This window comes from Streptomyces sp. NPDC048473, assembly GCF_043200155.1.
Taxonomy (GTDB): Bacteria; Actinomycetota; Actinomycetes; order Streptomycetales; family Streptomycetaceae; genus Streptomyces.
The window spans coordinates 162857-187113 of the sequence record NZ_JBICXE010000013.1 but is presented as its reverse complement, the minus strand read 5'-3'; the positions used below and the strand labels follow the sequence as shown (position 1 = coordinate 187113).

19 protein-coding genes and 1 pseudogene are annotated in these 24257 nt (G+C 69.2%); 4 read left to right on the top strand and 16 right to left on the bottom strand.

The window, feature by feature from the left end; genetic code table 11:
* Positions 1-11 precede the first annotated feature (11 nt).
* The 11 genes from ACGFU7_RS22285 to ACGFU7_RS22235 all read right to left on the bottom strand — a co-directional run bounded on the left by ACGFU7_RS22285 (position 12) and on the right by ACGFU7_RS22235 (position 14429).
* Positions 12-1871 (bottom strand): ABC transporter substrate-binding protein, encoded by a 1860-nt coding sequence (locus ACGFU7_RS22285; protein ID WP_393697743.1) that lies wholly within the window; start codon positions 1869-1871, stop codon positions 12-14.
* 63 nt (positions 1872-1934) lie between these two features.
* The gene (locus ACGFU7_RS22280) at positions 1935-2870 is read right to left on the bottom strand and encodes an ABC transporter permease (RefSeq protein WP_393697742.1); all 936 of its coding nucleotides are present in this window, start codon (positions 2868-2870) and stop codon (positions 1935-1937) included.
* On the bottom strand, positions 2867-3817 hold the full coding sequence (locus tag ACGFU7_RS22275) for an ABC transporter permease (protein ID WP_393697741.1): 951 nt from the start codon (positions 3815-3817) through the stop codon (positions 2867-2869). Before ACGFU7_RS22275 ends, ACGFU7_RS22280 begins: the two co-directional genes overlap by 4 nt.
* 67 nt (positions 3818-3884) lie before the next feature.
* On the bottom strand, positions 3885-6014 hold the full coding sequence (locus tag ACGFU7_RS22270; protein WP_393697740.1) for a dipeptide ABC transporter ATP-binding protein: 2130 nt from the start codon (positions 6012-6014) through the stop codon (positions 3885-3887).
* A gap of 108 nt (positions 6015-6122) precedes the next feature.
* A complete protein-coding gene (locus ACGFU7_RS22265; protein WP_393697739.1) occupies positions 6123-7160 on the bottom strand; it encodes a dipeptidase in 1038 nt (345 codons plus the stop codon).
* Positions 7157-8569 carry a serine hydrolase domain-containing protein gene (locus tag ACGFU7_RS22260; RefSeq protein ID WP_393697738.1) on the bottom strand — a complete coding sequence of 471 codons (1413 nt, stop codon included), beginning with the start codon at positions 8567-8569 and terminating at the stop codon, positions 7157-7159. The genes ACGFU7_RS22265 and ACGFU7_RS22260 overlap by 4 nt, the downstream gene beginning before the upstream one ends.
* A gap of 291 nt (positions 8570-8860) precedes the next feature.
* Positions 8861-9304 (bottom strand): CbrC family protein, encoded by a 444-nt coding sequence (locus ACGFU7_RS22255; RefSeq protein WP_393697760.1) that lies wholly within the window; start codon positions 9302-9304, stop codon positions 8861-8863.
* A gap of 414 nt (positions 9305-9718) precedes the next feature.
* Positions 9719-10960 (bottom strand): PP2C family protein-serine/threonine phosphatase, encoded by a 1242-nt coding sequence (locus ACGFU7_RS22250; RefSeq protein WP_393697737.1) that lies wholly within the window; start codon positions 10958-10960, stop codon positions 9719-9721.
* A gap of 983 nt (positions 10961-11943) precedes the next feature.
* Positions 11944-13038 carry a hypothetical protein gene (locus tag ACGFU7_RS22245; RefSeq protein WP_393697736.1) on the bottom strand — a complete coding sequence of 365 codons (1095 nt, stop codon included), beginning with the start codon at positions 13036-13038 and terminating at the stop codon, positions 11944-11946.
* Between the two features lie 156 nt (positions 13039-13194).
* Positions 13195-13542 (bottom strand): isocitrate lyase/phosphoenolpyruvate mutase family protein, encoded by a 348-nt coding sequence (locus ACGFU7_RS22240; RefSeq protein WP_393697735.1) that lies wholly within the window; start codon positions 13540-13542, stop codon positions 13195-13197.
* Positions 13539-14429: a fumarylacetoacetate hydrolase family protein gene (locus ACGFU7_RS22235; RefSeq protein WP_393697734.1), complete on the bottom strand. Its 891-nt coding sequence runs from the start codon at positions 14427-14429 to the stop codon at positions 13539-13541. The genes ACGFU7_RS22240 and ACGFU7_RS22235 overlap by 4 nt, the downstream gene beginning before the upstream one ends.
* A gap of 147 nt (positions 14430-14576) precedes the next feature.
* Between ACGFU7_RS22235 and ACGFU7_RS22230 the strand changes: the two genes are divergently transcribed.
* The 4 genes from ACGFU7_RS22230 (at position 14577) to ACGFU7_RS22215 (ending at position 21432) form a co-directional block, all read left to right on the top strand.
* Positions 14577-15143, top strand: coding sequence for a TetR/AcrR family transcriptional regulator (locus tag ACGFU7_RS22230; protein WP_393697733.1), 567 nt, complete (start codon positions 14577-14579; stop codon positions 15141-15143).
* Between the two features lie 97 nt (positions 15144-15240).
* On the top strand, positions 15241-15756 hold the full coding sequence (locus tag ACGFU7_RS22225) for a VOC family protein (protein ID WP_393697732.1): 516 nt from the start codon (positions 15241-15243) through the stop codon (positions 15754-15756).
* Positions 15753-17429 (top strand): FAD-dependent monooxygenase, encoded by a 1677-nt coding sequence (locus ACGFU7_RS22220; protein WP_393697731.1) that lies wholly within the window; start codon positions 15753-15755, stop codon positions 17427-17429. The genes ACGFU7_RS22225 and ACGFU7_RS22220 overlap by 4 nt, the downstream gene beginning before the upstream one ends.
* A gap of 448 nt (positions 17430-17877) precedes the next feature.
* Entirely contained in the window at positions 17878-21432 is a 3555-nt protein-coding gene (locus tag ACGFU7_RS22215; protein WP_393697730.1) for an indolepyruvate ferredoxin oxidoreductase family protein, read from the top strand.
* Positions 21433-21549: 117 nt separating this feature from the next.
* Here ACGFU7_RS22215 and ACGFU7_RS22210 read toward each other — a convergent pair.
* The 5 genes and pseudogenes from ACGFU7_RS22210 to ACGFU7_RS22190 all read right to left on the bottom strand — a co-directional run bounded on the left by ACGFU7_RS22210 (position 21550) and on the right by ACGFU7_RS22190 (position 24217).
* Positions 21550-22324, bottom strand: a pseudogene (locus ACGFU7_RS22210) (class I SAM-dependent methyltransferase).
* Between the two features lie 252 nt (positions 22325-22576).
* Positions 22577-22750 (bottom strand): CsbD family protein, encoded by a 174-nt coding sequence (locus ACGFU7_RS22205; protein WP_393697729.1) that lies wholly within the window; start codon positions 22748-22750, stop codon positions 22577-22579.
* An 86-nt stretch (positions 22751-22836) separates the two neighbouring features.
* Positions 22837-23319: a hypothetical protein gene (locus tag ACGFU7_RS22200; RefSeq protein ID WP_393697728.1), complete on the bottom strand. Its 483-nt coding sequence runs from the start codon at positions 23317-23319 to the stop codon at positions 22837-22839.
* Between the two features lie 68 nt (positions 23320-23387).
* Positions 23388-23939: a hypothetical protein gene (locus ACGFU7_RS22195; RefSeq protein WP_393697727.1), complete on the bottom strand. Its 552-nt coding sequence runs from the start codon at positions 23937-23939 to the stop codon at positions 23388-23390.
* Positions 23940-24061: 122 nt separating this feature from the next.
* Positions 24062-24217, bottom strand: coding sequence for a DUF6131 family protein (locus tag ACGFU7_RS22190; RefSeq protein WP_383975246.1), 156 nt, complete (start codon positions 24215-24217; stop codon positions 24062-24064).
* Positions 24218-24257: the final 40 nt, after the last annotated feature.

Sequence of the window (24257 nt, the reverse complement as noted above, 5' to 3'; positions counted from 1 at the left end):
GCGCGCGGCATTCAGTTGTGGAAGTACCAGAGTTCCGGCGTGTACAGGAAGCTGAGCAGTGAGCTGAATGACGACGGCGGTCCGGAGAGGGTGTTCTTCCACACGACAAGGGTGTGCGGAGTCGGGAAGTAGAGCACCGGCAGGTCCTTGCCGAGGTGGGTCACCTCGGCCGACAGGGCCTTCGAATCCGCTCCGAACGTCGACGCGTCGATCAGCTTGTCCGCCTCAGCGTCGCGGTACCCGCCGAGATTGAAACTGCCTCCCGTGTTGAACACGGTGTTGCTGCTCGGGTATCCGGCCGCCAGGTACAGCGGTCCGTAGTCCTGTGCCGCCCACTTGTTCTTGTTGGCGGGCGCGAAGGAGTTGCCGTAGTTGGTGTACAGGTAGTTGAGCGACTTGCTCACGAGCGTGACCTTGATGCCCAGCTTCTTGGCCTCCGATGCGAAGGCGGTGCCCCGGGCGCCGACGTACGCCGGGGTGTTCGCGGAGGCGAGGGAGAAGTCGACCGTCTGCCCGCGCGGGATGCCCGCCCCGCACTCGCCGGCCCCGGTGCCCGGGCGTCGGCAGGTGGTGGCGCCGCCCGGCTCGACCTTCCAGCCGTGGTCGGCGAGCAGGCTCTTGGCGGCGGCCGGGTCGTACGGGTAGGGCGCCTTGTCACCGAACGCGGGCGGATACGGGGATTCGCCGCCCGCGGTGGAGTAGTTGGGGGAGGCGGCACCGTTGTACACGCCCCGGCTCTTGATGTAGCCCTGCTGGTCGATCAGGTGTTGCAGGGCCTGGCGGAAGTACGGCTGCGCGATCACCTTGTCGAAGTGGTGGGTGGTGTTCTCGAAGTTCAGGACCAGTGGGTCGAACCGGGCGGGCGCCGGGGCTCCGTAGACGTGGTAGCCCTTCTTCTTCAGCGCGCCGATCTGCATGATGAAGCTGGAGTCCAGCGTTCCGACGGTCAGGTTGCCGGCCTTGAACTGGTTGAGGACCGCCGGGGCGGAGGTGAACGATTTGAAGTCGACTCGGTCGAGCCGGGAGTCGCCCGGGCCGCTGTAGGACGTGTTGGGGACCAGGGAGAACGAGCCGGTCGTGGGGTCGAAGCTCTTGAGACGGTACGGGCCGTTGACCACCTGCCAGAGCGGGTTGTCGGCGAATGTGGCCTGGGACTCCGACTGCTTGGTGAGGTAGGTGTAGATGGCCTTGGCGTTCTTCGGCCGTGTGTAGTCCAGGTGCGGCCCTGAGGTGCGGGCGATGTTCCACTCCTTGGAGGGCATCACGTACAGCAGGGTCAGCATCGACATCAGGTAGGACGGGTTGTACGCGGTCGTGGACCTGAGGGTGAGCTCGTCCGGCGCGGTGGCCTTCGCGGTGATGCCGTCGGGGAACTGCCCCGGGGTGTAGAAGCTCCAGTTGGCCGGGCTCTCCTTGAGCGAGGCCTTCAGCAGGGCCAGGGAGAAGATGACGTCGTCGGCGGTGACCGGCCTGCCGTTGGACCATGAGTACTGCTTCAGCTTGATGCTCACGGTCTTGCGGTCGGTGCTGTAGCGGGGCGCCTCGGCCAGGCTCAGAGCGGCGTCCGCGATCTGGTCGCCCTCACCACTGGGGCGGTAGAGGGAGCGCCACAGGAGCCCCCGGGCGATGACGGTGCCGTTGGCGGACGCCGGCGGATACGGATAGATGTAGTTGGGGCTGAGCCCTGGAGTCAGCGCGACCGTGGCCGTGCCGCCGTCCTTGGGCTTCCCGGACTCCTTCGGCAGGGTCTTGTAACCGCCCTGCAGATCCTTGGCCAGGTCGCCGCCGGTGCACGCCGTGGCCAGTACGGCGAGCACGGCGGCGAGCACCGCGAAGCGGCGTCCTCGCGCCTTGCCGGGCACATGTGTCATGGATGGCTCCCTGCGAGGTGTGGTGGAAGAGGGTGAAAGGGGCGACGGTTGTGGCGAGCGGCCTCAGCCGGCCCGGTGACCGACCGCGTCGCGGAGCGCGTCCGCCAGCAGGTTGAGCCCCAGCACCGTGACGATGACGCAGATGCCGACGGGATACACCAGCCACCAGTAGTCGGCGGAGATGAACGTCGCGCCGTTGGCGAGCTGGCTGCCCCAGTCCGCGGTCGGGTACGTCAGGCCGAAGCCCAGGAAGCCCAGTGCGGCGACGACGAGGATTGCGTCGGCCACCTGGAAGGTGATGACGACGATGATCACGCTGAGCGCGTTCGGAATCAGGTGGGTGAGGATGAGCCGCGGTCGGGAGGCCCCCATCACCCGGGCCGCCAGCACGAACTCCCGTACCCGCAGGGTCAGGACCTCGCCGCGGACGAGCCGGGCGGAGACCAGCCAGGAGAACCCGCCGATGACCAGGCTCAGCGACACGGCGTTCGCGTGGAAGCGCACCGAGAGGATCAGGACGAAGAAGAGGAAAGGGATCGACAGCAGGGTGTCGACCACCCGCATCAGGAACCCGTCGACGATCCCGCCGGCGAGTCCGGCGACGGCGCCGTAGACCGTACCGATCGTGGTGGCGAACAGCGCGGCGAGCAGCCCGATCTGCAAGGAGACCCTGCCGCCCGCCATGAGGCGGCCGAGCACGTCGAACCCGTTGAGGTCCGTCCCGAGCGGATGCTCGGTGCTGGGCGGCAGAGCCGCGTTCACCAGATCCACGTCGGTCTGGTTGGTCTGGTAGATCAGGGGGCCGAGGAAGCAGAACGCGACGACGAGTATCAGGAGCAGCCCGCCGGCGAGGCCCAGTGGGTGGCGCCGCAGTGCGTGCAGCGCCGGTTTGAGAGTGAACCGCTCGCGCACATCGGTCGGTTCGGCCGGGTCGGGTACTGACGGCGCCGTGGCGCCTGCCTCCGGGGCCCCCGCCGTGTCCGTGTGTCGTGAGGTCATTTGTTCAACTCGATTCGGCTGTCGGCGGCGGCGACCGCGATGTCGGCGACGAAGTTGCCGGCCACGGTGAGGACGCCGCCGATCAGGGTGTAGGCGAGGAGCACCGGGTAGTCCTCGTGCTGCAGGCTGTTGAGGAACAGCAGGCCGAGGCCGGGGTAGTTGAAGAGCGACTCGACGATCAGGTTGCCTGCCAGGAGGCTGGGGATGAGCGTGCCGACCAGCGTGATCAGCGGCAGACAGGCGTTGCGCAGCAGGTGGCGCGTCAGGACGCTCCGCTCCGGGAGCCCTTTGGCCCGGGCGACCCGGATGTAGTCCTGGCCGAGCTGGTCGAGAGCCGACGAGCGCTGGTACTGGGAGAAGATCGCGACGCTGGTGATAGCGAGCGTGATGACGGGCAGGGCCATGGCGCGTGGATCGGTCAGGACCACCCACGCGGAGTGCGACTGGGACGCCTCGGCAGGGAAGAACGACAGGGACTGGCTGAACACGGCGATCAGGATCAGGCCCAGCAGGAACGACGGTGTCGCGTAGAGCACGTAGGAGGCCGCCGTGGTGGCGCGGTCGACGAGACTGTTGCGGCGGACCGCCTGGAGGATGCCGAGCGGGACGGCGATCAGCAGCGCGAGGACCAGGCCGGCGAGCGACAGCATCGCGCTGCGGCCGGCGTTCTGCCGCAGTACCGCCCCCACGTTCTCGTTGAGCTTGTAGGACCTGCCCAGGTCACCGTGGGCGAGCTGGCCCAGATAGCTGAAGTACTGCACGACGAGGGGCCGGTCGAATCCGTGCTCCCGGTTGAAGTCGGCCACGGCCTGGGGGGATGCGCGCTGTCCCAGGACCACGCGGCCCGGGTCGTCCGAGACCACGTGCAGCAGGAAGAACACCATCGCGGAGATGCCCAGCACGACGACGAAGGAGATCGCCAGCCGTCGGACCACGTACCAGCTCATGCGTGTCCATCTCCTCTCCGGGAGATCCGTGGGGTCCCTGATGTGCAGGGGAGTGGTGAGTGACGGTTCATCGTGCGGAGAGCTCCTCGGGCTGTGCGGCCGGCGAGCGCAGCGGGTGGTGGCAGGCGACCTTGTGCGTGCCGGTGAGGGTCGCGAGGGCGGGCTCCGTCGCCGCGCACTCCTCGGTCGCCAGTGGACATCGGGTGCGGAACCGGCAGCCGCTGGGCGGATCGATGGGACTGGGCAGTTCGCCGCGCACGCGCGTGCCCGACCGGGGGCGCGGCGCGGCGGGGTCCGCCTCGGGAACCGCCGCGAGCAGCCCTGCGGTGTACGGGTGCGCGGTGGACCCGTACACCTCCTCGGTGGTGCCGGTCTCCATCAACTTGCCCAGGTACATGACTCCGACGCGGTCGGCCAGATACCGCACGACCGCGAGATCGTGGGAGATCACGACACTGCTCAGTTCGCGTTCACGTTGGACGCGGTGCATCAGATTGAGGACCTGGGAACGGATGGAGACATCCAGCGCGCTGACCGGCTCGTCGGCGACCAGCACCTTCGGGTCCAGGGCCAGCGCGCGGGCCAGACCCACCCGTTGGCGCTGTCCCCCGGAGAGTTCGTGGGGGTAGCGCTCCAGGACGCCCGACGCCAGCCCCACATCCCCGAGGAGCTCGCGGGCCCGGGCGGTCCGGGCGGCGCGCGTGCCGATGCCCTGGATCGCGAGGGGCTCGCGCAGGATCGCGCCGATGCGCATGCGGGGGTCGAGGGAGGAGTTGGAGTCCTGGAACATCATCTGCAGCTGGGACCGGCGCGGGGCGAGTTCGCGGGCACTCATACCGGTCACCGACGCGCCGTCGAAGATCACCTCGCCCGACGTGGGCCGGTTCAGGGCCACGAGCATGCGGCCCAGCGAGGACTTGCCGCATCCCGACTCCCCGACCAGGCCGAACGTCTCACCTGGCGCCACGTCGAAGCTCACTCCGGAGACCGCCTTGACAGTGCGGCGCCGCCCGAGGAGGCCCCGTCGGCCCACCGGGTACTCAAGTCGGAGATCGACGATCCGCAGCCGCGGCGCTGTCTCGCGTGCGGCAGGGGCCTCGGGGGGGACGACGGGCCGCGCGACGGCCGATGCCCCTGAGCCGGTACGGACTGCTGTCGTGGCGACCGGGTGCCAGCACGCGTGGGTGTGCCCGTCCTCTTCCACCGAGAGCGGCGGCCGCTCCTCGTGGCAGCGGTCCGTCGCGGCCGCGCAGCGCGGCGCGAAAGGACAGCCCGCGGGGGAGGCGGACAGATCCGGCGGTGTGCCCGGAATGCTGAAGAGCCGCTCGCGCCGGTCCTGGGTGAGTGAGGGGATCGAGGACAGCAGCGCATGGGTGTAGCGGTGCCGGGTATGGCTGAAAAGAGCTGGTGTCGGCCCGGTCTCGGCCACGCGCCCGGCGTACATCACGCCCACCCGGTCGGCGTGCCGGGCGATCACTCCCATGTCGTGGGTGATGAGGATCATCGACATGCCCAGCCGGGACCTGAGGTCGTCCAGGAGATCGAGGATCTCCGCCTGGATGGAGACGTCGAGCGCGGTGGTCGGCTCGTCCGCGATGACGACCCGCGGCTCGCACGCCAGGGCCATCGCGATCATCACGCGTTGCCGCATGCCGCCCGAGAGCTGGTGCGGATAGTCGTCCAACCGCTCGATGGGCTTCGGTATCCCGACCAGGTCGAGCACCTCCGCGGCACGTGCCCGCGCGGCCTGCTTCGACGCGCCCCGGTGCAACCGCACCGGTTCGGCGACCTGCTCGCCGATGCGACGGGTGGGGTTCAAGGCCGTCATCGAATCCTGGAACACCATCGCGATGTCGTTGCCGCGCAGGGCCCGGTACCGGTCCGCGGGGAGTCCGACGAGCTCCGTACCGCCGAAGTCGATCGAGCCTCCGGTCACCCGGCCACCGGCCGGCAGCATGCCCATCACGGCCAGGCCGGTCATGGACTTGCCGGATCCGGTCTCCCCGACGATCCCCAGGGTCTCCCCGCGATCGAGCGCCAGACTGACGCCCGAGACCGGGTGGACGATCCGGTCGCCCCGGCGGATCTCGACCGACAGATCGCGGATCGTCAGCACTCGGCTGCCGTCCGCGGGCTCACGTGCGTTCTCAAAACCATCGCTCGCGCGCACGATATGGCTCTCCATCTCCTCGACCATCCGACGATTTTGAGACACGTACTTCAGTCGTCGTTCGTCGGGTTCGCTGAACATTCAGGTGTGCGTCGTTCCGATCGCACGAAGGGAAACTCCTGCCGCGCACGGCGCTCAGCCGGCGGACGCGGGCCGGCCCAGTTCGTTCCGCAGCAGGCGCCGTACGTTCTCCCCCAGGACCGCGACGATGTCGCGCTCCGGCCACCCCCGCTGTTGCAGCGCATCGGTGACCAGCGGCAGCCCGGCCGGACCCGCGAGCCCGGGCAGATAGGCGTCGGCCGGCACTCCCTCGACGAAGGCCCGCTCGCAGCACGGGGGAGTGGTGTCGGCAAGTACTTCCTTGATGAAGTCGGGACCCAGCCCGACGTGCTCGACGCCGGCCACCTCGGCAATGTGCTCGATGTGGTCGATCAGCCGGCCGATCGAGTAGTCGCTCTCGTGCAGGTACGGAGCGAAGAAGTTCACGCACACCACTCCGCCGCCCGCGGCGACGCCCCGGATCTGCTCGTCGTCAAGGTTGCGGTGGTGGTCGAAGAGCGCCCGTGCGCCGGAGTGCGTGGCGATCAACGGCCGTGAGGACAGCTCCAGGACGTGCTCGACCCCGGACACGCCGAGATGACTGATGTCGTAGAGCATGCCGAGGCGCTCCATCTCGGCCAGCGCCGCGACCCCGGAGCGGGTCAGCCGACCGCCCGTCGCGTCCTCGCCGCTGCCGTCGGCCAGGGAGGTACGACCGAAGTGGGCCAGGGACGCGATCCTGACCCCCAGCCGGAACAGGGTCTCCAGCAGCTCCACGTCCTCGCCCACGCCGGGTGCGCTCTCCAGCGCCAGCACCAGGGCGATCCGGCCCTCGGCCAGCGTCCGGTCGACCTGGGCGCCGTCCGTGCACAGCGTGACGGCATCGGCGTTGCCGGCCGCGAGCCGGTGTGCCGCCTCGATCATGCGCAGCGTGCGGCGAAGCGCGCCCTCCGGCCGGTACGGATCTTCGACGAACACCGGCAGCGCCTGAAGGTTCACCCCGCCGGCCCGCAATTGCGGCAGCCAGCGCTCCCGGAAGAACTCCGCCCAGTGGTCCACGGGCCGGGCGACCACCGCACACAGCAGGTCGTTGTGCAGGTCCGCCACGATCGCGCGTCGGTGCAGCTCGTTCATCGCTGTGCCCGCCGCTCGGCCCGGCCGGTGTGCAGATACAGCGCGTGTCCCTGCCCGTCGTCACCGAGGAAGGCGAGCGGCGCGTGGACCCCGCGCTCCGGCTCGACCGGGATCAAGGTGTCACCGCGCCTGCCGACCAGCTCCGTGCGGTACGGCGCCTCGTCGAGTTCGGCGATGGCTCCCCGGGGAGTGCGCTCCAGCCACAGCCGCCCAGCGGTGTCCCGGCTCACCGTGGTCTCGGCGGTGCTGGAGGTGTAGGTACCGACGTACCGGGACGTCTCCGCGACGGGAGCGCCCGGGTCCGGCACCGGCGAGGCGGGCAGACCGACCCCGGCGAGTTCACCGAGGACCCGGTCCGCGATCTCCGTGTAGACGCGCCGTGACAGGCCGCCGTTGGTGACGATCGCCACCGCGACACCCCGCTCCGGCACCAGGCGCAGGAACGCCGACTGACCGATGGTGTTCCCGTCGTGTCCGATGACCGCGGCGCCCGACAGGTCGAAGAGCTCCCAGCCGAGCCCCCAGGCGGCGCCCTGGTCGATGTCGGGCAGCGTGACCTGCGGCCGCTGCATGGCCTGTACGGTCTCCGGGCCGAGCACGGTCACCCCGTCGGGGCCCCGGCCTCCGGCGAGGTGCATCCGGGCGAAGGCCAGCAGATCGCGCGCAGGCATCGCCAGCATCGATCCGGCCGGTGCGTTCGAGCGTGCCAGGGCCCACACCGGCGTCGGTTCGAGCGGCGCCCCCGGCACCTTCTCGATGTGACCCACCGCCGTGCGGTGGACGATCGCCTCGTAGGGGTCACTCGCGGTGTGACTCATGCCCAGCGGAGTGAACAGGTGCCGCCGGGCGCAGACGTCGAACGGCTCCTCGCGCAGCACCTCGACGATCCGCCCGAGCACGCAGTACCCGGCGTTGTTGTACGAGAACATCGCGCCCGGCTCGAAGAGCTGCGGCACGTCCCGCAGGACGCCCAGGTACTTTTCCAGGCAGTCATCACCCTTGCCGGTGTCGGTGAAGATGTCCCCCTCGAAACCCGCGACGTGACTCAGCAGATGCCGCGTGGTGATCCCGCGCGCCGCTTCCTCGTCGGCGATCCGGAACTCCGGCAGGACCGCCCGTACAGGAGCGTCCAGATCCAGTCGTCCCTCGTCGGCCAACTGCATGACCAGCGTCGCGGTCATCACCTTGGTGATCGACCCGATCTGGAAGAGTGAGTCCACCGTGGCGTCGACCCCGGTGGCCGTGCTCAGCACACCGGCCGCGGATTCGACCCATGCATCACCGGCTTGGACCGCCACGGCTGCTCCGGGCACCTGGCTCTCGACGAGCAGATCCGGCAACCGACGGCGCAGCCAGGCACCGACCTCTTCCAGCTTGTTCAGCTGATCCGACCCGTCCAGCTTTTGCACGGCATCCTCCCTGCTCGACTGCGCAGGAGCTTAGGACGTGCGGAAACCGCCCTCTTCGTCCACTTCCACCACATGTGGCCCGGGCATTGGTGCGACTGGCCGAACCGGGCGGCTCGCCGCTTCGACGGGTGGGGGAGCAGGCTTGTGACGACGCGGCCTCTCAGGCCCTCCCGCGTCTCAGCCCGCGGTGAAGCGATCCGCATGAACAGCACAACCGTGCCGCCGACCCCGGCTGCAAGGAGGTGCGTCAAACCCTGCGCGCCACCCCCGCCGACGAGATGGGCGACAGCTTCAGCGAGCTGGGGGGTCATGAGGCGTCTGCGTAGGCGAGGTGGGTGCCGCACAGGTGGTGCAGCGGAAGAGCATGGCGGTGGTCCCCTCGCCGAGGTGGGTCAGGAACTGCTCGAGTTGGTCTGCGTCGTGCCAGCCGTCCATGCGGAGGTCTTGCCGAAGCTGGTCGAGTGCCTCGGGGTGGGCTGCCAGTTCGCTGTATCCGACCTCGCTGATGAAGGCGGCCGCGTCGTGGCAGTGGACGAGCCAGTGCGGATCCTGCCAGGCATGGAAGCCGGGAGTGCGGCGGGTGACCTCGTGCAGGGTCTCCTCGCTGACGTCTTCGAGTCCGTAGGAGTCGGTGAATTCGCCGGCGAACCGTTCAGTGGCGCTGCCGTCCGCGATGCACCAGGGGCAGGAGCGTCCGTTGACCTCTTGGGCGGTGTAGAAGGTCGCGGTGCAGATCCACGCATCACCGCCTCACCACTCTCCTCACCGGACTACAAGCTTTGGCCCGTGGTGACGCCCACGCACTGCCCGAGCGGACCGCCGTCGACCTCGCTGATCTCGTCGGAGAAGCCACCACTCACGAAGCCGGGCGGCACCCGGCCGTCACCTACCGGCTGGCCGCCGTCGATCCTGTGACGGTACCGGGCTGGTCCGTCGGACTGCGTCTGGCAGAGGACAATCTCCTCGACAACGCGGCCCTCCATGGCAGACCCGACGGAACCGTCACCGTGCGGGGCGGCGCCGGGAGGTTCACCGGATCCTGCGGTCACGGCTGCCTTTGTCCTCTGGGCCGAGGGCGGCTTGGCGAACGGCGGATCGGCCGTGGGGGCTTCGGCATCGTCGGCTCCGTGGGGGCGGGTGGTTGTCGGCTCAATCGAGGGTGGCGAGATGATCGGCGTCGCCACCGCGCCACTCGATGAGGAAGATGGTCGCGTCGTCGCTGGTGATGCCGCCCCGTTCCTGTTTCAGGGCGTGGGAGAGCGCCCGCACCACCGCCCGCACCGCGGTGTGGTCACGGGCGACGCGGTTGGTCCACTCGATGAACTGCTCCTCACCGAACTGTTTACCGCCGGCTTGGTGCTCCTCGATCAGGCCGTCGGTGAAACACACCAACCGGTCCCCGGGTTGCAGCATCCGCTCACTGACCACCGGCTGCTCACCGCCGAAACCGACCGGCAACGTGGTCGGGCTCTCCAGCCGGTCCACCACGGCACGGTCACGGATCAGCAGCGGTGCCGGATGGCCGGCATTGACCCATTGCATCCGGCCCGTGGTGATGTTCAGACACATCATCTGCGCGGTGACGAAGTGGTCAGGGCCGAACTGCTCATTGATGGCCTTGTCCATAAACGCATACACCTGGGACAGACCGGTGTTGGCCCGTCGCGTGTGGCGATAGGCGCCGATGGCCACCGTCGCCATGGTCGCCGCGTCCAGGCCGTGGCCCATCGCGTCGATCATGGCCACATGAAGGATGTCGCCGTTGAGGGCGTAGTCGAAACTGTCGCCGGCCACGTTGTACGCGGGCTCCAGGATTCCCGCCACCTCAACCTGCGGAACGGTCATCGACAGCGGGGGCAGCAACGACCACTGGATCTCCGCGGCCACGCTCATCGGGGCGCTGCGTCGGGCCTGGAAGAACAGGTCGGTGTAGGCGTCCTTGGTGACGATCATGTCTGCGACCAAAGCGGCGAGTCTGCGCAGCAACCGCCGGTCGTCGTCATCGACGCTGTCCAGGGTGACGGCCATCGCCCCGATCTGGTCACTGCCGTCCAGCAGCGGCAGATACATCCGCACACTGCCGTCCTGCGGCACCTCTACCGTTCTGCGGGCCAGGAACGCCTCGCCGGCGGGGGAGTCCTCGACCGGTTCGGGGTCACCGACCGTCAACCGCCGCCCCGGCAGCGGCACCAGCAGCATCTGTTCGTAGTCCTGCAAGAGGATCGAGAGGTCCCGGCCACCGACCCTGGCCACCTCTTCCGCAACGAGCGGGGCGATCAACTGCGGCGGCATCTCGTGAGCCCGGTCCAGCAGCACACCCAGCAACCGCTCACCAAATCCCTCCGATCGGTCCACCCCGAACTTGCTCGGCTTCCGCCCGCCATCGGTCATCGCTGCTTGCATCCCTTCGTCCCGCTGCCTCGGGGAACTCACTGGGCGGCTGTCTCCCCGAGGGGTTCGCCAGGCGGCCTGGTGCTCGGCTTCGGTGGCCAGGCGCCGGTACGAGGCGGTTCCAGCCGGGATGGGGACCGCCTTCTCCCGCCCCTCGGCGCCAGCGCCTTCAACACCCGGCCGCGCATTCCGGCTCACAGGACCCCGACCCGGCGCAGACCCCGACAGACTCGAATCCATTGGGCGCTTAACGGCGATCCGCTCGAAGAGCGCTCACACGCCCGTACAGACGGGGCTCCGCGCACGACATTGATCAACCCGTACAGCCTGACACCGCCAACCGCCCCAGCAAGCCGATTACGCCAGCGGCGGCATGTCGCACCCGGTCAGAACCGTTGGCGTGCGTGGTCTCATGCGCAAACAGGTCCTCCTCCCCCGTGACCGGCCAACCCAGCGTGACCGACCACAGAAGTTGAGCCAGAACGCGAGGTGGTTCTGGCTCAACTTCTGGATGCTGTTGGTGATCTCGTTGGGGTCCATGGACGTCGTGCCGTTACGCCTGTGCGGGATGGCGGAGTCGTAGCCGCTGGGCGTCTCTCGTACTGCCCTCGGCCGACAGCCTGGCTTGGCGGCTGTTGCATGACCAGCGACCGCCGGAACTCGACGGGGGCTCGCGCCGAAGATCACCAACAGCATCTCTTCCGTCCAGCATCTCAGCACCCTCTGACCTGCGGAGCAGCGGCAACCGGCGATCCCCGCCGTCTGTCACTGACCCGCGGATGCCGTAGGCCTCACGCCGGACGTGGCTGACTCGGCGCGCTCGATGTCGCGATCGGCGTCGTCACTGGCTGGCGCTCGTGCACGTCGCCGACCGGCTGCGCGCGGTGCTCGGGCGACCGGCCTGGCGCCGGCGCTGGGAGCGGATCGGCGGCTGGATGTTCACCGCCCTCGGGGTTGGGGTGGCCGCCACCGAGTAACGCCCGCTAGGACCGCGTCGCCCTCCCGCACTCGTCCCCAGAGGACTCGCCCCGCCCGACCGGCGCGCTGCGGTCGTACGGGTCGACCTCCGTGCCGGCCTCGTCTGCCCGGCGGTCCGTGCCGAAGGGTGGGGTGAAGTAGCCCGTGGGGGCGCCGCAGCCGCCGTTGGTCATGTCGTACTTGTACGAGATGATCGAGAACGTGCCCGGCTCGGTGATCACCTTGTCAGGGTCGTCCCAGCTCAGGACCAGCTCGCGCCGGACGATCGTGCGCACGATTTCGTCGTCGCCGCCCGCTTCCGCGCGGGTGACCGGGTAGACGAAGGTGACGTCGGCGGTCACCTGGAGCGCGCCACGCTCGCCCTCCCGGTAGGTGAGCCGGCCCCGGGTCTTCACGACGTCGCCGACCAGGTGGGTGCGGGAGGGCTGGAAGCGGCTGAAGAGGAGGAGGGGGTCGTTCTTCTCGCTCGGGGTTCGGAAAGCGGTTTTCAGAAGGTCTTGGACGTCCCTCTGGTGCGGGTTGATCAGTGCAATCGCCTTCTCGGGGCGCTCGCCCCGCAGCACCCCGCGGTCCAGGCCGGACGCGACGAGGAAGTCCCGGCTGCGGGCGAGGGCCCGCTCGACCTCGGCCGCGCTCATCCAGCCGACCGCCCCGGCCTTCGGCACGGTGATCCCCGCCACTCCGCTCGCCCAGCTCGCCGCCGGCGAACCGCGGAACGGCTCGTCCACGGTGGGGCGTTGGGCCGCCTCCGCCGGGGGTACCTGGGTCGGGCGGGCGGTCTCGGCCGCCAGCGGCGGGGAGTCAGCGCCAGCGAACAGGTCCACTATCCGCCCCGGCGCGAGCGCCACCACCAGCAGCACCAGCGAGGCCAGCAGCCCGACCACGTACCAGCCCGTGCGCCGCTTGGGCCGCGCGGGCGTGTAGCTGCGCCAGCCCTCCAGGTCGCGGCCGGGCTCCGCGCGCAGCCGCTTTGCCACGTCGCGGGCCCGCGCCGACGGCTCCTTGGGCGCGTCGGCGGCACCCGCCACCGACTCGCGCAGAAACCGCTCCCACTCCTCGTCGGATCTGGACGAGCCGTCCGGCTCCGTACCCGCGCCCATCCCCAACCCCCTGGCAATCAGTAGACCGCGGCCCACTCCCCCTGGGACGCGTCCGCATCATGACACAGAGCGCTGACAGCGAGGCCGGCTGGGCGGACGGTGTGGGCGCGCCACCCTTTCTCAACTGGCCAACTGAAGGGTTCTGACCGCCCTCGGCTACACCGGTGGATACTGCCTGGGCATCGACGCGCGTTCGATGTCGGCGCTGTCCGGAATGTCGACGGCCGCCGTGATACGTGCGATCGCAACGAGAGCTTGGTCACGGTTCAGATGATCACCGTCACCCTGGCCCAGTGACCATGCGATGCCCGCGCTGGTGGTGGCGATCGCGGGAGCACCGGCGTCCGCCACGACACGTGCGGACGCGGCATCCCACGCATTGGGCAGGATCGACGGCCTGCCCGGTATGTGGAGCGAGCGGAGCGACTGGGCTTTGTCGAGAAGTGTTGCCGTGTGCGGCATTCCATCACGAGCGCCCGTCGTGCGGTGCGTTCTGGCGGTCATGCGCCCGTGCTCCCGTCGTCGGAGGCGGCCGTCACGCGGTTGCGGAGCGTGCCGATGTTTTCGACCTCGACCTCGACGACATCGCCGGGGCGCAGGTGGCGACCGGAGAAAGCGCCGGCGCCGCGCGGTGTTCCGGTGAGGATCACGTCTCCGGGTTCGAGGGTCTGGTAGCGGGAGAGGTAGGAGATCAGCCTGGCCACGCCGTGGATGAAGCTGCTGGTGCGGTCGTCCTGGCGTACGTCACCGTTGACCAGGGTGCGCAGCCTCAGGTCGAGCGGGTCGGCGAACTCGTCCGGGGTGACCAGGCAGGGGCCGAGCGGCTTGAAGGTGTCGAAGCTCTTGGCCACGCCGATGGACGCGGTCGGATCGCCCGACATGGCGCGCTGCTGGATATCGCGCGCGGAGACGTCGTTGGCGATGGTCAGGCCGGCGAGGTGGCCCTCCGCGTCGGCGGCGCAGACGGCGCTCGCGGGCCTGCCGATCACGGCGGCCACCTCGCCCTCGTAGTCGACCTGGTCGGCCGCGACGGCCGGCAGGCGGATGTCCCCGCCCGGTGAGGTGACCGCGGATCCGGCGACCACCCGGAAATTCGGCTCCGTCGGCAGGGTGATGCCGGGCCGCCCCATCGCGGCGAACATCTCCAGGGCCTCCTCCGCGTGGCTGCGGTAGTTGAGGCCGACGATCAGGATCTTCCCGGGCCGGGCAACGGGGGCGTGCACCCGGACCTCGTCGAGAGCGACCCGCCGGACGACCGCCGCCGCGCGTGCGGCGTCGATACCCGGTCCTTGGAGGAGGGCGCCCAGGTCGGCGAAGGGGAGATCGAGTACGGAGAGCTCGCCGGGGCTCTCCTCCCTGGCGATGCCCAGGGCTGTGCTGTAGAGGCGCATCACGGACTCCCACGTGTTGGGGACACATTCTCTTGTTTTCGAGTCAAGAGCTTTCTTGTTTCGGAGTCAAGAGCTCATGGGCTGCCGGGTTGCTGTTTCCCGATGCCGCGGATGGGGGCGAGGGTGCGCCGCCTAGGCTGGGTTGCTATGCCACGGAACCGTCAGCAGATCCCGAAAGCCGAGCGTGAGGCCGTCCTGGTCGACAGCGCCTGGGAGCTCTTCGCCGTCAAGGGGTACAAGGGGACCAGTCTGGCCGAGGTCGGCAAGGCGGCCGGCGTCGCGGCCAATGCCGTGCGCTGGTACTTCCCGACCAAGGATGACCTGTTCGCCGCCGCCCTGGACCGCCTCTTCCTGCGCGAGCGGGAGCGCGTCGAGGCGGACCCCGTGATCGGAGGTGATCCGCGGCGGCAGCTGGTGGCGTTCCTTGCCGACCTGGAGTCGTATCGCGGGCTGCACCGGGAGGCGTACGACCGCATGGGCGAGTCGCCGGCCCTCGCCGATGTCTACTCCCGCATGCGGGAGTGGCTGGAGGGTCGTCTTCTGGCGGCCGTCGCGAGCCGGCTGTCCGAGGGGGCCGACGTCGCACCCGTGGCGGACATGGCCCATGTGCTGTTCGAGGGGCTGCTGGTCAGTGCTCGGGAGCTGGACCGGCCGACCGAAGAGTTCGTCGACCTCCTCATGGAGGCGCTGGTGGCCGTCGCGGCGGCGCGCTGAGCGCGATCTCTTGACTGCCATACAAGAGCCCGTCTAGGGTTCTCTTGTATGGCAGTCAAGAGGGCTGCCGTGCCCTCGATGAGGAGGTCGCTGTCCCATGGCTTCTCCAGGAAAACTCGCCCACATCGTCCTGCGCACCGGCCGTCTGCCGGGCATGACCGAGTGGTACATACGTGTTCTCGAAGGCCGCGTCACCTTCGCCAATGACGCCCTCGCCTTCCTGACCTACGACGACGAACACCACCGTGTCGCGCTGGTCTCCACCGGAGCGTCCGAGCGTCCGACGGACGCGCACACCGGCCTGCACCACGCGGCATTCACCTACGCCACGATCGGCGATCTGCTCGGCACGTACCAGCGGCTGAAGGGGGACGGCATCCTCCCCTTCTGGTGCATCAACCACGGTCCGACCACCTCGATGTACTTCGAGGATCCCGACGGCAATCACATCGAGCTCCAGATCGACAACTTCGCCACCGAGGAAGCCCTCGACGAGTGGTTCCGGTCCGGAGCCTTCGAAGCCAATCCGATCGGCGTCGAGTTCGACCCCGACGACCTGGTGCGCCGCTTCGATTCGGGTGAATCCTTCGCCGAACTGGTCAGGCGCTCATGACCGCCATCGACACCCCGGTCGTCATCATCGGAGCCGGCCCCGTGGGGCTGGCCACCGCGCTCGTCCTGGGCCGGCACGGCGTCCGCAGCACGGTCTTCGAACAGTACGACGGGATCAATCCGCACCCCCGAGCCCATGTCGTGAACACCCGGTCCATGGAACTGCTCCGCACCTGGGGCATCGCGGACGCCGTCCGCGCGGACGCGGTCGACCTGGCATCGGCCGGCACCATCCTGTGGAAACAGACCCTCGCCGGGAAACCACTGGGCCGGATCGACCTCGTCGAAGGGCCGGAGGACCAACTCCTGCGCCGGGTCAACGCCTCCGCCGAGCAGCTCACCTCCTGCGCCCAGGACCGTGTGCAGCAACACCTCCTCGACGCCGTCCTCGCCCAGGGCATGGCCACCGTCCAATACAGCACCACCGTCGTGGAGGTGACGGACCACGGCGATTGGGTCGACGTCACCGTGGAAGGCGTGGGCAAGCGGCAGATCCTGCGCACCTGTTACGTCGTGGCGGCGGACGGGGCGACCGGGGGCATGCGCGACAAGCTCGGCATCGCGATGGACGGTTCCGCGGCCCTCGGCCACCAGCTGAACATCTACTTCCACGCCGACCTGTCCCCGTGGATGGGGCAAGATCCTGCCCTGCTGATCTGGCTGATCAACAGCGCCTCCCCGGGACTTCTCATCGGGATGGACGGCGTTCGCCGGTGGACCTTCCAGCGGAGCTTCGACCCGGCTGTCGAATCGCCACGGGACTACTCGCCCGAACGGTGCGCCCAGATCATCCGGGATGCCGTCGGAACCACCGAACTCGACGTGGACATCCGCTCCGTGGGGCCGTGGACCATGACGGCCCGGACCGCCGAGACCTACCGCAGCGGCCGCGTCTTCCTCGTCGGCGACGCAGCACACCAGTTCCCGCCGACAGGCGGCCTGGGCATGAACAGCGGCCTCGCCGACGCGGACAACCTCGGCTGGAAACTCGCCACCGTGCTGGCGGGCCGCGCTTCCGACGCCCTGCTCGACAGTTACGAGCGTGAACGCCGCCCCGTCGCCGTCGACAACGCCCGCCACAGCGTCCTCAACGCCATGAAGATGGCCGAGGTCGGGATAGGGCCCGAAACGACCAGGATCGCCGCACGCCTCGAAAGCCCCGACCCGTCAGTTGCCGCAGCGGAACGCCGACGGATCGCGGAGGCCATCCCCCCGCAGCGCCCGCACTTCGACGCGCTCAATCAAGAGATCGGATACATCTACGGAGCGGCCCGGCACGCCGACGGCGTCGGCGGAGCCCCGCTCTCGGCCACCGACTACACCCCGACCGCCGTCCCCGGAGCACGACTTCCGCACGCCTGGGTCGAACGCGACGGGGAACGGGTGTCGACGCACGACCTCCTCATGCCGGGCTTCACCCTCATCACGGGGCCCGGGGGAGCCGCCTGGACCGATGCCTTCGCGGAGACCGGGGCAGGCGTGGCGAAACGGACTGTCGTGATCGGCCGGGACATCACCAGCCCTGACGGCTACTGTTCGCAGCTGCTCGGGATCGGTGAGGACGGAGCCCTCCTCGTCCGACCGGATGGCCATATCGCGTGGCACAGCGCCGAGGGATCATCCCCGGCGTCCGCACTCGCTGTCCTGCTCAACGCGGCCGAGCGGGACGCCTAGCCCGGCGCGGGGCGCGTGTGGAGCGCCGGGCCCCGCGCCCGGCGCTCTCCCGGCCTTTCTGCCCCCTTGCACGGCCCGCCTGCCGACAAGCCCTCGCCCGGCGGCCTCTTCGCCGCGGCGTTCCGGCTGTCCGGTCTGGACGGCCGGGTTCGGCCGCCTCGGTCTGCCACGCCTGCCCCATGGACACCGCGGTTCCGACCGACGCCGACCGGTGTCGGCCCGTGTCGACCGACGCTGACCGGTGTCGGCCCGTGTCGACCGACGCCGACCGGTGTCGGTCAGAGCCGACCAGCGCTGACAGCCGGCGACCAGACCCGGCCCGCGCCGACCCGCGCATCGTGGCCGCGCCCCGCCGGCACGGCCGTATCGGGCACCCGTCCTTGCCGTACCGGGCCGACTCCTCGTCCGCCCCGACGACCACAGATGCCCCACCCGGAGGAACGCAGTGGTGACCCCTCAGAAAGCAACCGGCCCCCGCCCCACGCTTCAGGATCGATACGTACGCGAAGAAGGCACCCTTCACCTCACCGGCATCCAGGCCCTCGCCCGCCTGCCGCTCGACATCCGTCGCGCCGACCGTCGCGAGGGCCGCGACACCGCGGGATTCGTCTCCGGATACGAGGGTTCGCCGCTCGCCGGATACGACATGGAACTCGCGCGCTGCGGCTCCCTCCTCGACGAGTACGACATCGTCTTCCGCCCCGGCGTCAACGAGGAACTCGCGGCGACGGCAGTCCAGGGCACCCAACTCGCCTCAGCCCAGCCGGACAAGCGCGTCGACGGCGTCACGGCCATCTGGTACGGCAAGTCCCCGGGCCTCGACCGCGCCTCGGACGCCATCCGGCACAACAACCTGATGGGCACCCACCCGGACGGCGGCGCACTGGCCCTGGTCGGCGACGATCCCGCCGCCAAGTCGTCGACCGTCCCCGGCGCCTCCGAACTGCTCCTCGCCGACCTGGGCCTGCCCACGCTCTACCCGTCCGACCCGCAAGAAGCCCTCGACTTCGGGCTGCACGGTGTGGCAATGTCCCGGGCATCCGGTCTGTGGGTGGCGCTGAAAATCGTGACGGCCGTCGCGGACGGTTCCGGCACCGTCGACGTGAGCGCCGGACGGGTCTCACCGGTCGTTCCGGACCTCACGTTCGAAGGAGCGCCGTACCGCCACACCGTAGGCACCCGGATGGTGCAACCGGCCCTCGGCGACCTGGAACGCAGCCGGGACGGCGCCCGCCTGGAGATCGCCCGTCGCTACGCCGTCGCCAACAACCTCAACCGGATCACCCGGACGGGTCCCGACGACCGCATCGGCATCGTCGCGGCGGGCAAGACCTTCCTCGACCTCCGCCAGGCCCTGCGCATCCTCGCACTCGACGACGCCGAACTGGAGCGCCGCGGTGTGCGCCTCCTGCACCTCGGCATGATCCACCCGCTGGAACCCACGGTCGTCGAACGGTTCGCGAGGGGGCTGCGCCACATCGTCGTCGTGGAGGAGAAGCGGCCACTCATCGAGACCGCCCTCAAGGACCTGCTCTACGGTCGCCGCGACCAGCCGTCCGTCTCCGGCAAGCGCGCACCCGACGGTTCGGCCCTGTTCCCCCTCGACGGAGAACTCGATCCCGACACCGTTGCCGCACGGCTCGCGCCCCGGCTGAACGCACTGGGTGGATTCCCCACCGTACAGAGCTGGTTGGAGACCACGCGGGCAACGGCCCGGCGCAAGACGCTGCCACTTCTGCCCTTGCTCACCCGCACCCCCTACTTCTGTTCCGGCTGCCCCCACAACCTCTCGACCAAGGCACCCGAGGGCGCCGCCGTCGGCGCCGGGATCGGCTGCCACGCCATGGTCACGCTCATGGACCCTGCCCAGGCCGGGGACGTGATCGGCATGACCCAGATGGGAGGAGAGGGCGCCCAGTGGATCGGCATGCAGCCGTTCCTGGAACGGAAGCACCTGATCCAGAATCTCGGGGACGGCACCTTCCACCACTCCGGCAGCCTCGCCATCCGGGCGGCGGTCTCGGCCGGGGTGAACGTCACCTACAAGTTGCTCTACAACTCGGCGGTGGCGATGACCGGCGGCCAGCAACCCGTCGGCGTCATGCCCGTGCCCGCGATAGCCCAAGGCCTCCTGGCGGAGGGCGTCAAGCGCATCATCGTCACGACCGAGGACGTCAAGCGCTACCGGAAGGTCACGCTTCCGAAGGGCGTCGTCGTCTGGCACCGCGACCGGCTGACAGAGGCCCAGGAGGCGCTCGCCCGCACCCCTGGCGTCACCCTGCTCCTCCACGACCAGGAATGCGCGACGGAACTCCGACGCAAGCGCAAGCGCGGCCTCGCGCCCGAACCCACCGAGCGCGTGATGATCAACGAGCGGGTGTGCGAGGGATGCGGCGACTGCGGACAGCAGTCCAACTGCCTCTCCGTGCAGCCCGTCGACACCGAGTTCGGCCGCAAGACCCGGATCGATCAGTCCTCCTGCAACAAGGACTACGCCTGTCTGGCGGGGGACTGTCCCTCCTTCCTCACCGTCGTCCCCGCCGGCGGAAAGCCCGCCTTCACCCCCGTCCCCATGCCGGACGGCGCCGCCCTGCCCGATCCGGAGCCTGCCGTACCGGCATCCCACACCACCCGGATCACCGGCGTCGGAGGCTCCGGCGTGGTCACCCTCGCCCAGATCCTCAGTACCGCGGCCTCACTCGCGGGCCTGCACGTCCGGGCCCTCGACCAGACCGGACTGGCCCAGAAGGGCGGCGCGGTGGTCTCCGACATCAAGATCACCAAGGAGGCGACGCAACAGGCCGGCAAGGCGGCCCTGGACGAGTGCGATCTCTACCTCGGCTGTGACCTGCTCGTCGCCGCCGAACCGGGACAACTGACGACGGCCGCCCCGGCGCGAACAGTGGCGGTCGTCTCCACGGCAGAGGTCCCGACCGGACAGATGGTGATCGACCCGGAGGTGTCGTTCCCGCCTGCCGAACATCTCAAGGAACGGATCCGGGCAGAGTCCAGGGACGCGGTCTTCCTCGACGCGCGCCGGCTCGCCAACGACCTCCTGGGTGAGGACCAGTCCGCCAATCTCCTGCTCACGGGCGTGGCCTACCAGACCGGTGGGCTGCCGCTGCCGGCCCATGCCATCGAGGAGGCGATCACCCTCAACGGAGTGAAGGTCGAGGTCAACCTCAAGGCGTTCCGTCTCGGCCGCCAGGCCGTCGCCGACCCCGAGGCCTTCGCCGCCCTCCTGCAGGGGCGTGCCGCCGCACCGAAGCCGGGGCGCGGTCTGTCCGCCGCGGCCCGGCACACCCTCGAACTGGTCGGGGCCGCCCCCGGGTCGGAGCTCGCCCGGCTCCTGGAGGTCCGTGTACCGGACCTCATCGCGTACCAGAACGCCGCCTACGCGACGAGGTATGCACGCTTCGTCGAACAGGTCCGTCAAACAGAGTGCGAGCGCGTCCCCGGCTCGACCGCACTCACCGAGGCCGTGGCCAGGCACCTGCACAAGCTGATGGCGTACAAGGACGAGTACGAGGTGGCCCGGCTCTCGCTCGACCCCGAGGTCGAGCGGGAGGTGAAGGCACGCTTCGGGGACGGCGCGCGGATGTCCTACCGTCTCCACCCGCCCGTCCTGCGGGCACTCGGCATGAACCGCAAGATCGAACTCGGCCCCTGGTTCAAGCCCGCCTTCCAAGCACTCGCCGCGATGCGCAGGCTGCGTGGCACACGCCTGGATCCTTTCGGAGCGGCACGCGTGCGGCGCACGGAACGGGCCCTGGTCGTCGAGTACGAGGCCACGATCACCGAGGTCTGCCGGAATCTCGACGAGGGCGGCCACGGCTTGGCCGTCGAGATCGCCTCACTGCCCGACACCGTGCGCGGCTACGAGGAGATCAAGATGGCATCAGTGGCGCGATACAGGACCCGGTCCGCGGAACTCGTCGGTCGGCTGTCCTCGGGCCGCGAACGTACGGATGCCAACACGACGGCATCCCGAGACGTGTTGTGAAGGTGGCACACACTGACCGGCATGAACGCGCGGGGGTGGGAGTTACCGATACGTAGGGCCTGCCCACTTGAGGCCGCGGCTGCCGCCGCGCCGCCTGATCACGACGTCCGGCGTGATTCAAGGAACCCGGGCGGTGAGGACTGGCTGGAAGAAGCCGCCGCTTTCGGGCGCCTCCCACTCCGCTGCGGCGAATCCCGCCTCGGTGACGAAGCCGGTCAGCTGCTGCCGAGTGAGGGCCCAGTATCTGCTGCGTCGCACCCGGATGCGCCAACCCTCCCCGTCCGGGACGAGCTGGAAGTGTTCCAGGTCATAGCGTTCACCATCGTCGTGCCAGTCCCACAGCTGGAAGGTGATGCTTCGACCGGCCGACGGGGTGGACGCGAGTTGCGGGGAGGTCGACACGGGACGGGCGCGCAAGATCTCGTCATAGGGACGAGTGCTGATCACCAACAGTCCACCCGAACGAAGAACCCGTCGCAGTTCCGCAAGAGCCGCGTGCACGTCCTCCTCGGTGAGCAGGTGGGGCAGGGAGTTGTCGGCGCACATGACGACATCGAACCGGGAGTCGGCGAAGGGGAGGCGTCGCATGTCGGCTGCTGCTACTGGCAGTTGCCCCCCGGAGAGCCGCCTCCCGCCCCGCGCGGCTCACCGCCGACGAGCTGATGTCGGTACCCGTGACCCGGTGACCGCGCATGGCGAGACCGATTGCCTGGGTGCCGATCCCACAAGAACAGTCCAGCACCGAGACAGACCCCGTGCCGAGCCCTGCGCGGATCACCGCGCTCAAGGCCTTCCCCTGCCGGGACATGCCGGCGTCCCGATCGGCATAGATGAGGTGGTAGTCATCCGCAAGCTCATCGTAGAAGCGCGCCACTGCAGAAGCCTCAGGCATGACGCCCAGGCCAACGGTGCCCCCCATTACCGTTTTGGTGGCCCCGCAATGGGGCAGTTCGGCTCTGGCTCAACCTCCGTGGATGGACCGGCCGACACGACCGGCAACAGTCACTCACCGTTTCCGCGTCACGGAAGTTGAGCCAGAGCCACTACTCGTGAACCGCAGACACCTCGCGCTCCGGCGATGGAGTGCGAGGTGTCTGCTACAACGACCGAAGCCCCCGGCGGCTGCGGTCGAGGGGCGCAATGGTCAGTGTTTGAAAGCGTCCTTGATCTTCGCCCCAGCCTGTTTGATGTTGCCCTTGACCTGGTCGCCGCGTCCTTCCGCCTGCAGGCGCCGACTACCTGTTCCGCGGCCGGCAGCCTTCTTGGCGCCGCCTTTGACTGCTTCGGCTTTGTGCGCGATCTTCTTGGCGATACTCATGGTCGGCCGTCCTTTGTGAGTGATCTGCCAGTGCATCGGGAGGGAGGCCGGTCAGCGGTCTGCGGGCGTGGCAGCGGCCGGGCAGGTCAGGTGCTGAGCAAGCGGTTGAAGAACGAGCGGTAACGCTGGAGCGCAACGCGCAGATCCTCGGTCGCCACCTCCTCACCGCGATGCCACTGGCCTTCGAGACCTCGCTTGCGCTCGGAGAAGGTCGTGGCCAGTGCCTGCATCGTCTCGGCGACCAGCTGGTCGGCCGCGTCGACGGCGTTCTTGGGGTCGTCGACGAATTCGCCCTGGATCTTCTGCCACCTGGCGCGGAATTCCTCCTGCTCCTCTCCGAGCAGGGGTTCGTTCTCCTCGGCCAGTTCCGCTTCCTGGCGCTCACCGACGGATGCCCGCCCGCCACCTTCCTCCCGGCCCTCCCGATTGGTGGTCGTGGCCTCCCCGGGATACTCCGGTGGGGCGTCAGCCAAGCCCGGCGCTTCATCTCCAGGGCCCTGCCCGGCACCGGTCAGATCCTCCGTGGACAGACCGCCCTCGTCCCGCTGGGGTGTGTCTTGGTTGCGCATCTCTTCACTTCCGTCCGCCGCGTGTTGCGACTGGGCCGGCTCGTCGTCCTCAAGTGCTGGCTGCGGGCTCACGCCTGGCCCTCGCGCGGCTGGTCGCCGTTGTGGAGCAGTTCCCCGAACAGCGCGCGGTAGTGCACCATCGCACCCCGCAGCTCCTCCGTGGTCGCCTGATGCCGGCTGCTGCGGTCGTTGACCTCATGGGCCGCGCGATAGTGCTCCAACGTGCGCCCGTGCTCGACCGACAGGTCCTTCAGCTGCTGCTCGTACCCCCCGGTCGGATACCCGCGCTCGCTCATGAGCGTGGTCACGAGCCGGTCCGCCTCGTGGACCGCGTCGTCGGGCCGGTCAACGAACCTCTCCTGCACCCGGGTCCAGTCCTGGGTGTAGCGGTCCCGGACAGGTGCGGGCAGTGGCTTGATGTCCAGCGCGTCGTGGCGTTCCTCGCGCTCGCGCAGTTCACGCTCGCCCGCCCGGCGGCCGTCCTTGGCCTCCACGGCCCGCTCGTACTCCGGGCCGAATTGCTCCCGTAGCTTCCGGCGGCGTGTGCTGACCATCCACGCTGCCACCGTGCACAAGAGAAGCACCAGCACGACGGCAATGATGATGACAATAGGGGACATTGGGTCCTCCGCTCGTTGGCCGAGTGAGCCCCGTACACTCTGCGGCCGCCCCTGCCCACGCCTCAAAGGGGCGGTTCAAGCGCCCACGCCGGCGGTTGTCGTACAGCGGGGTGCGGCTGCGTCTACCAGTAATGCCGTCGTCCGCCGACCGCGTGGCCCAGGCGGCCCAGCAGGAACAGGATCGCCCCGATCACGATCAGGATGATCCCGACCGTCCACAGGATGGTGATCTTGGCAAAGAACGCCACAATCAGCAGAACGACTCCGATGACGATCACGGTTTCCTCCGATCAGGCATGAGCCCTGCCCCCTTCTCAA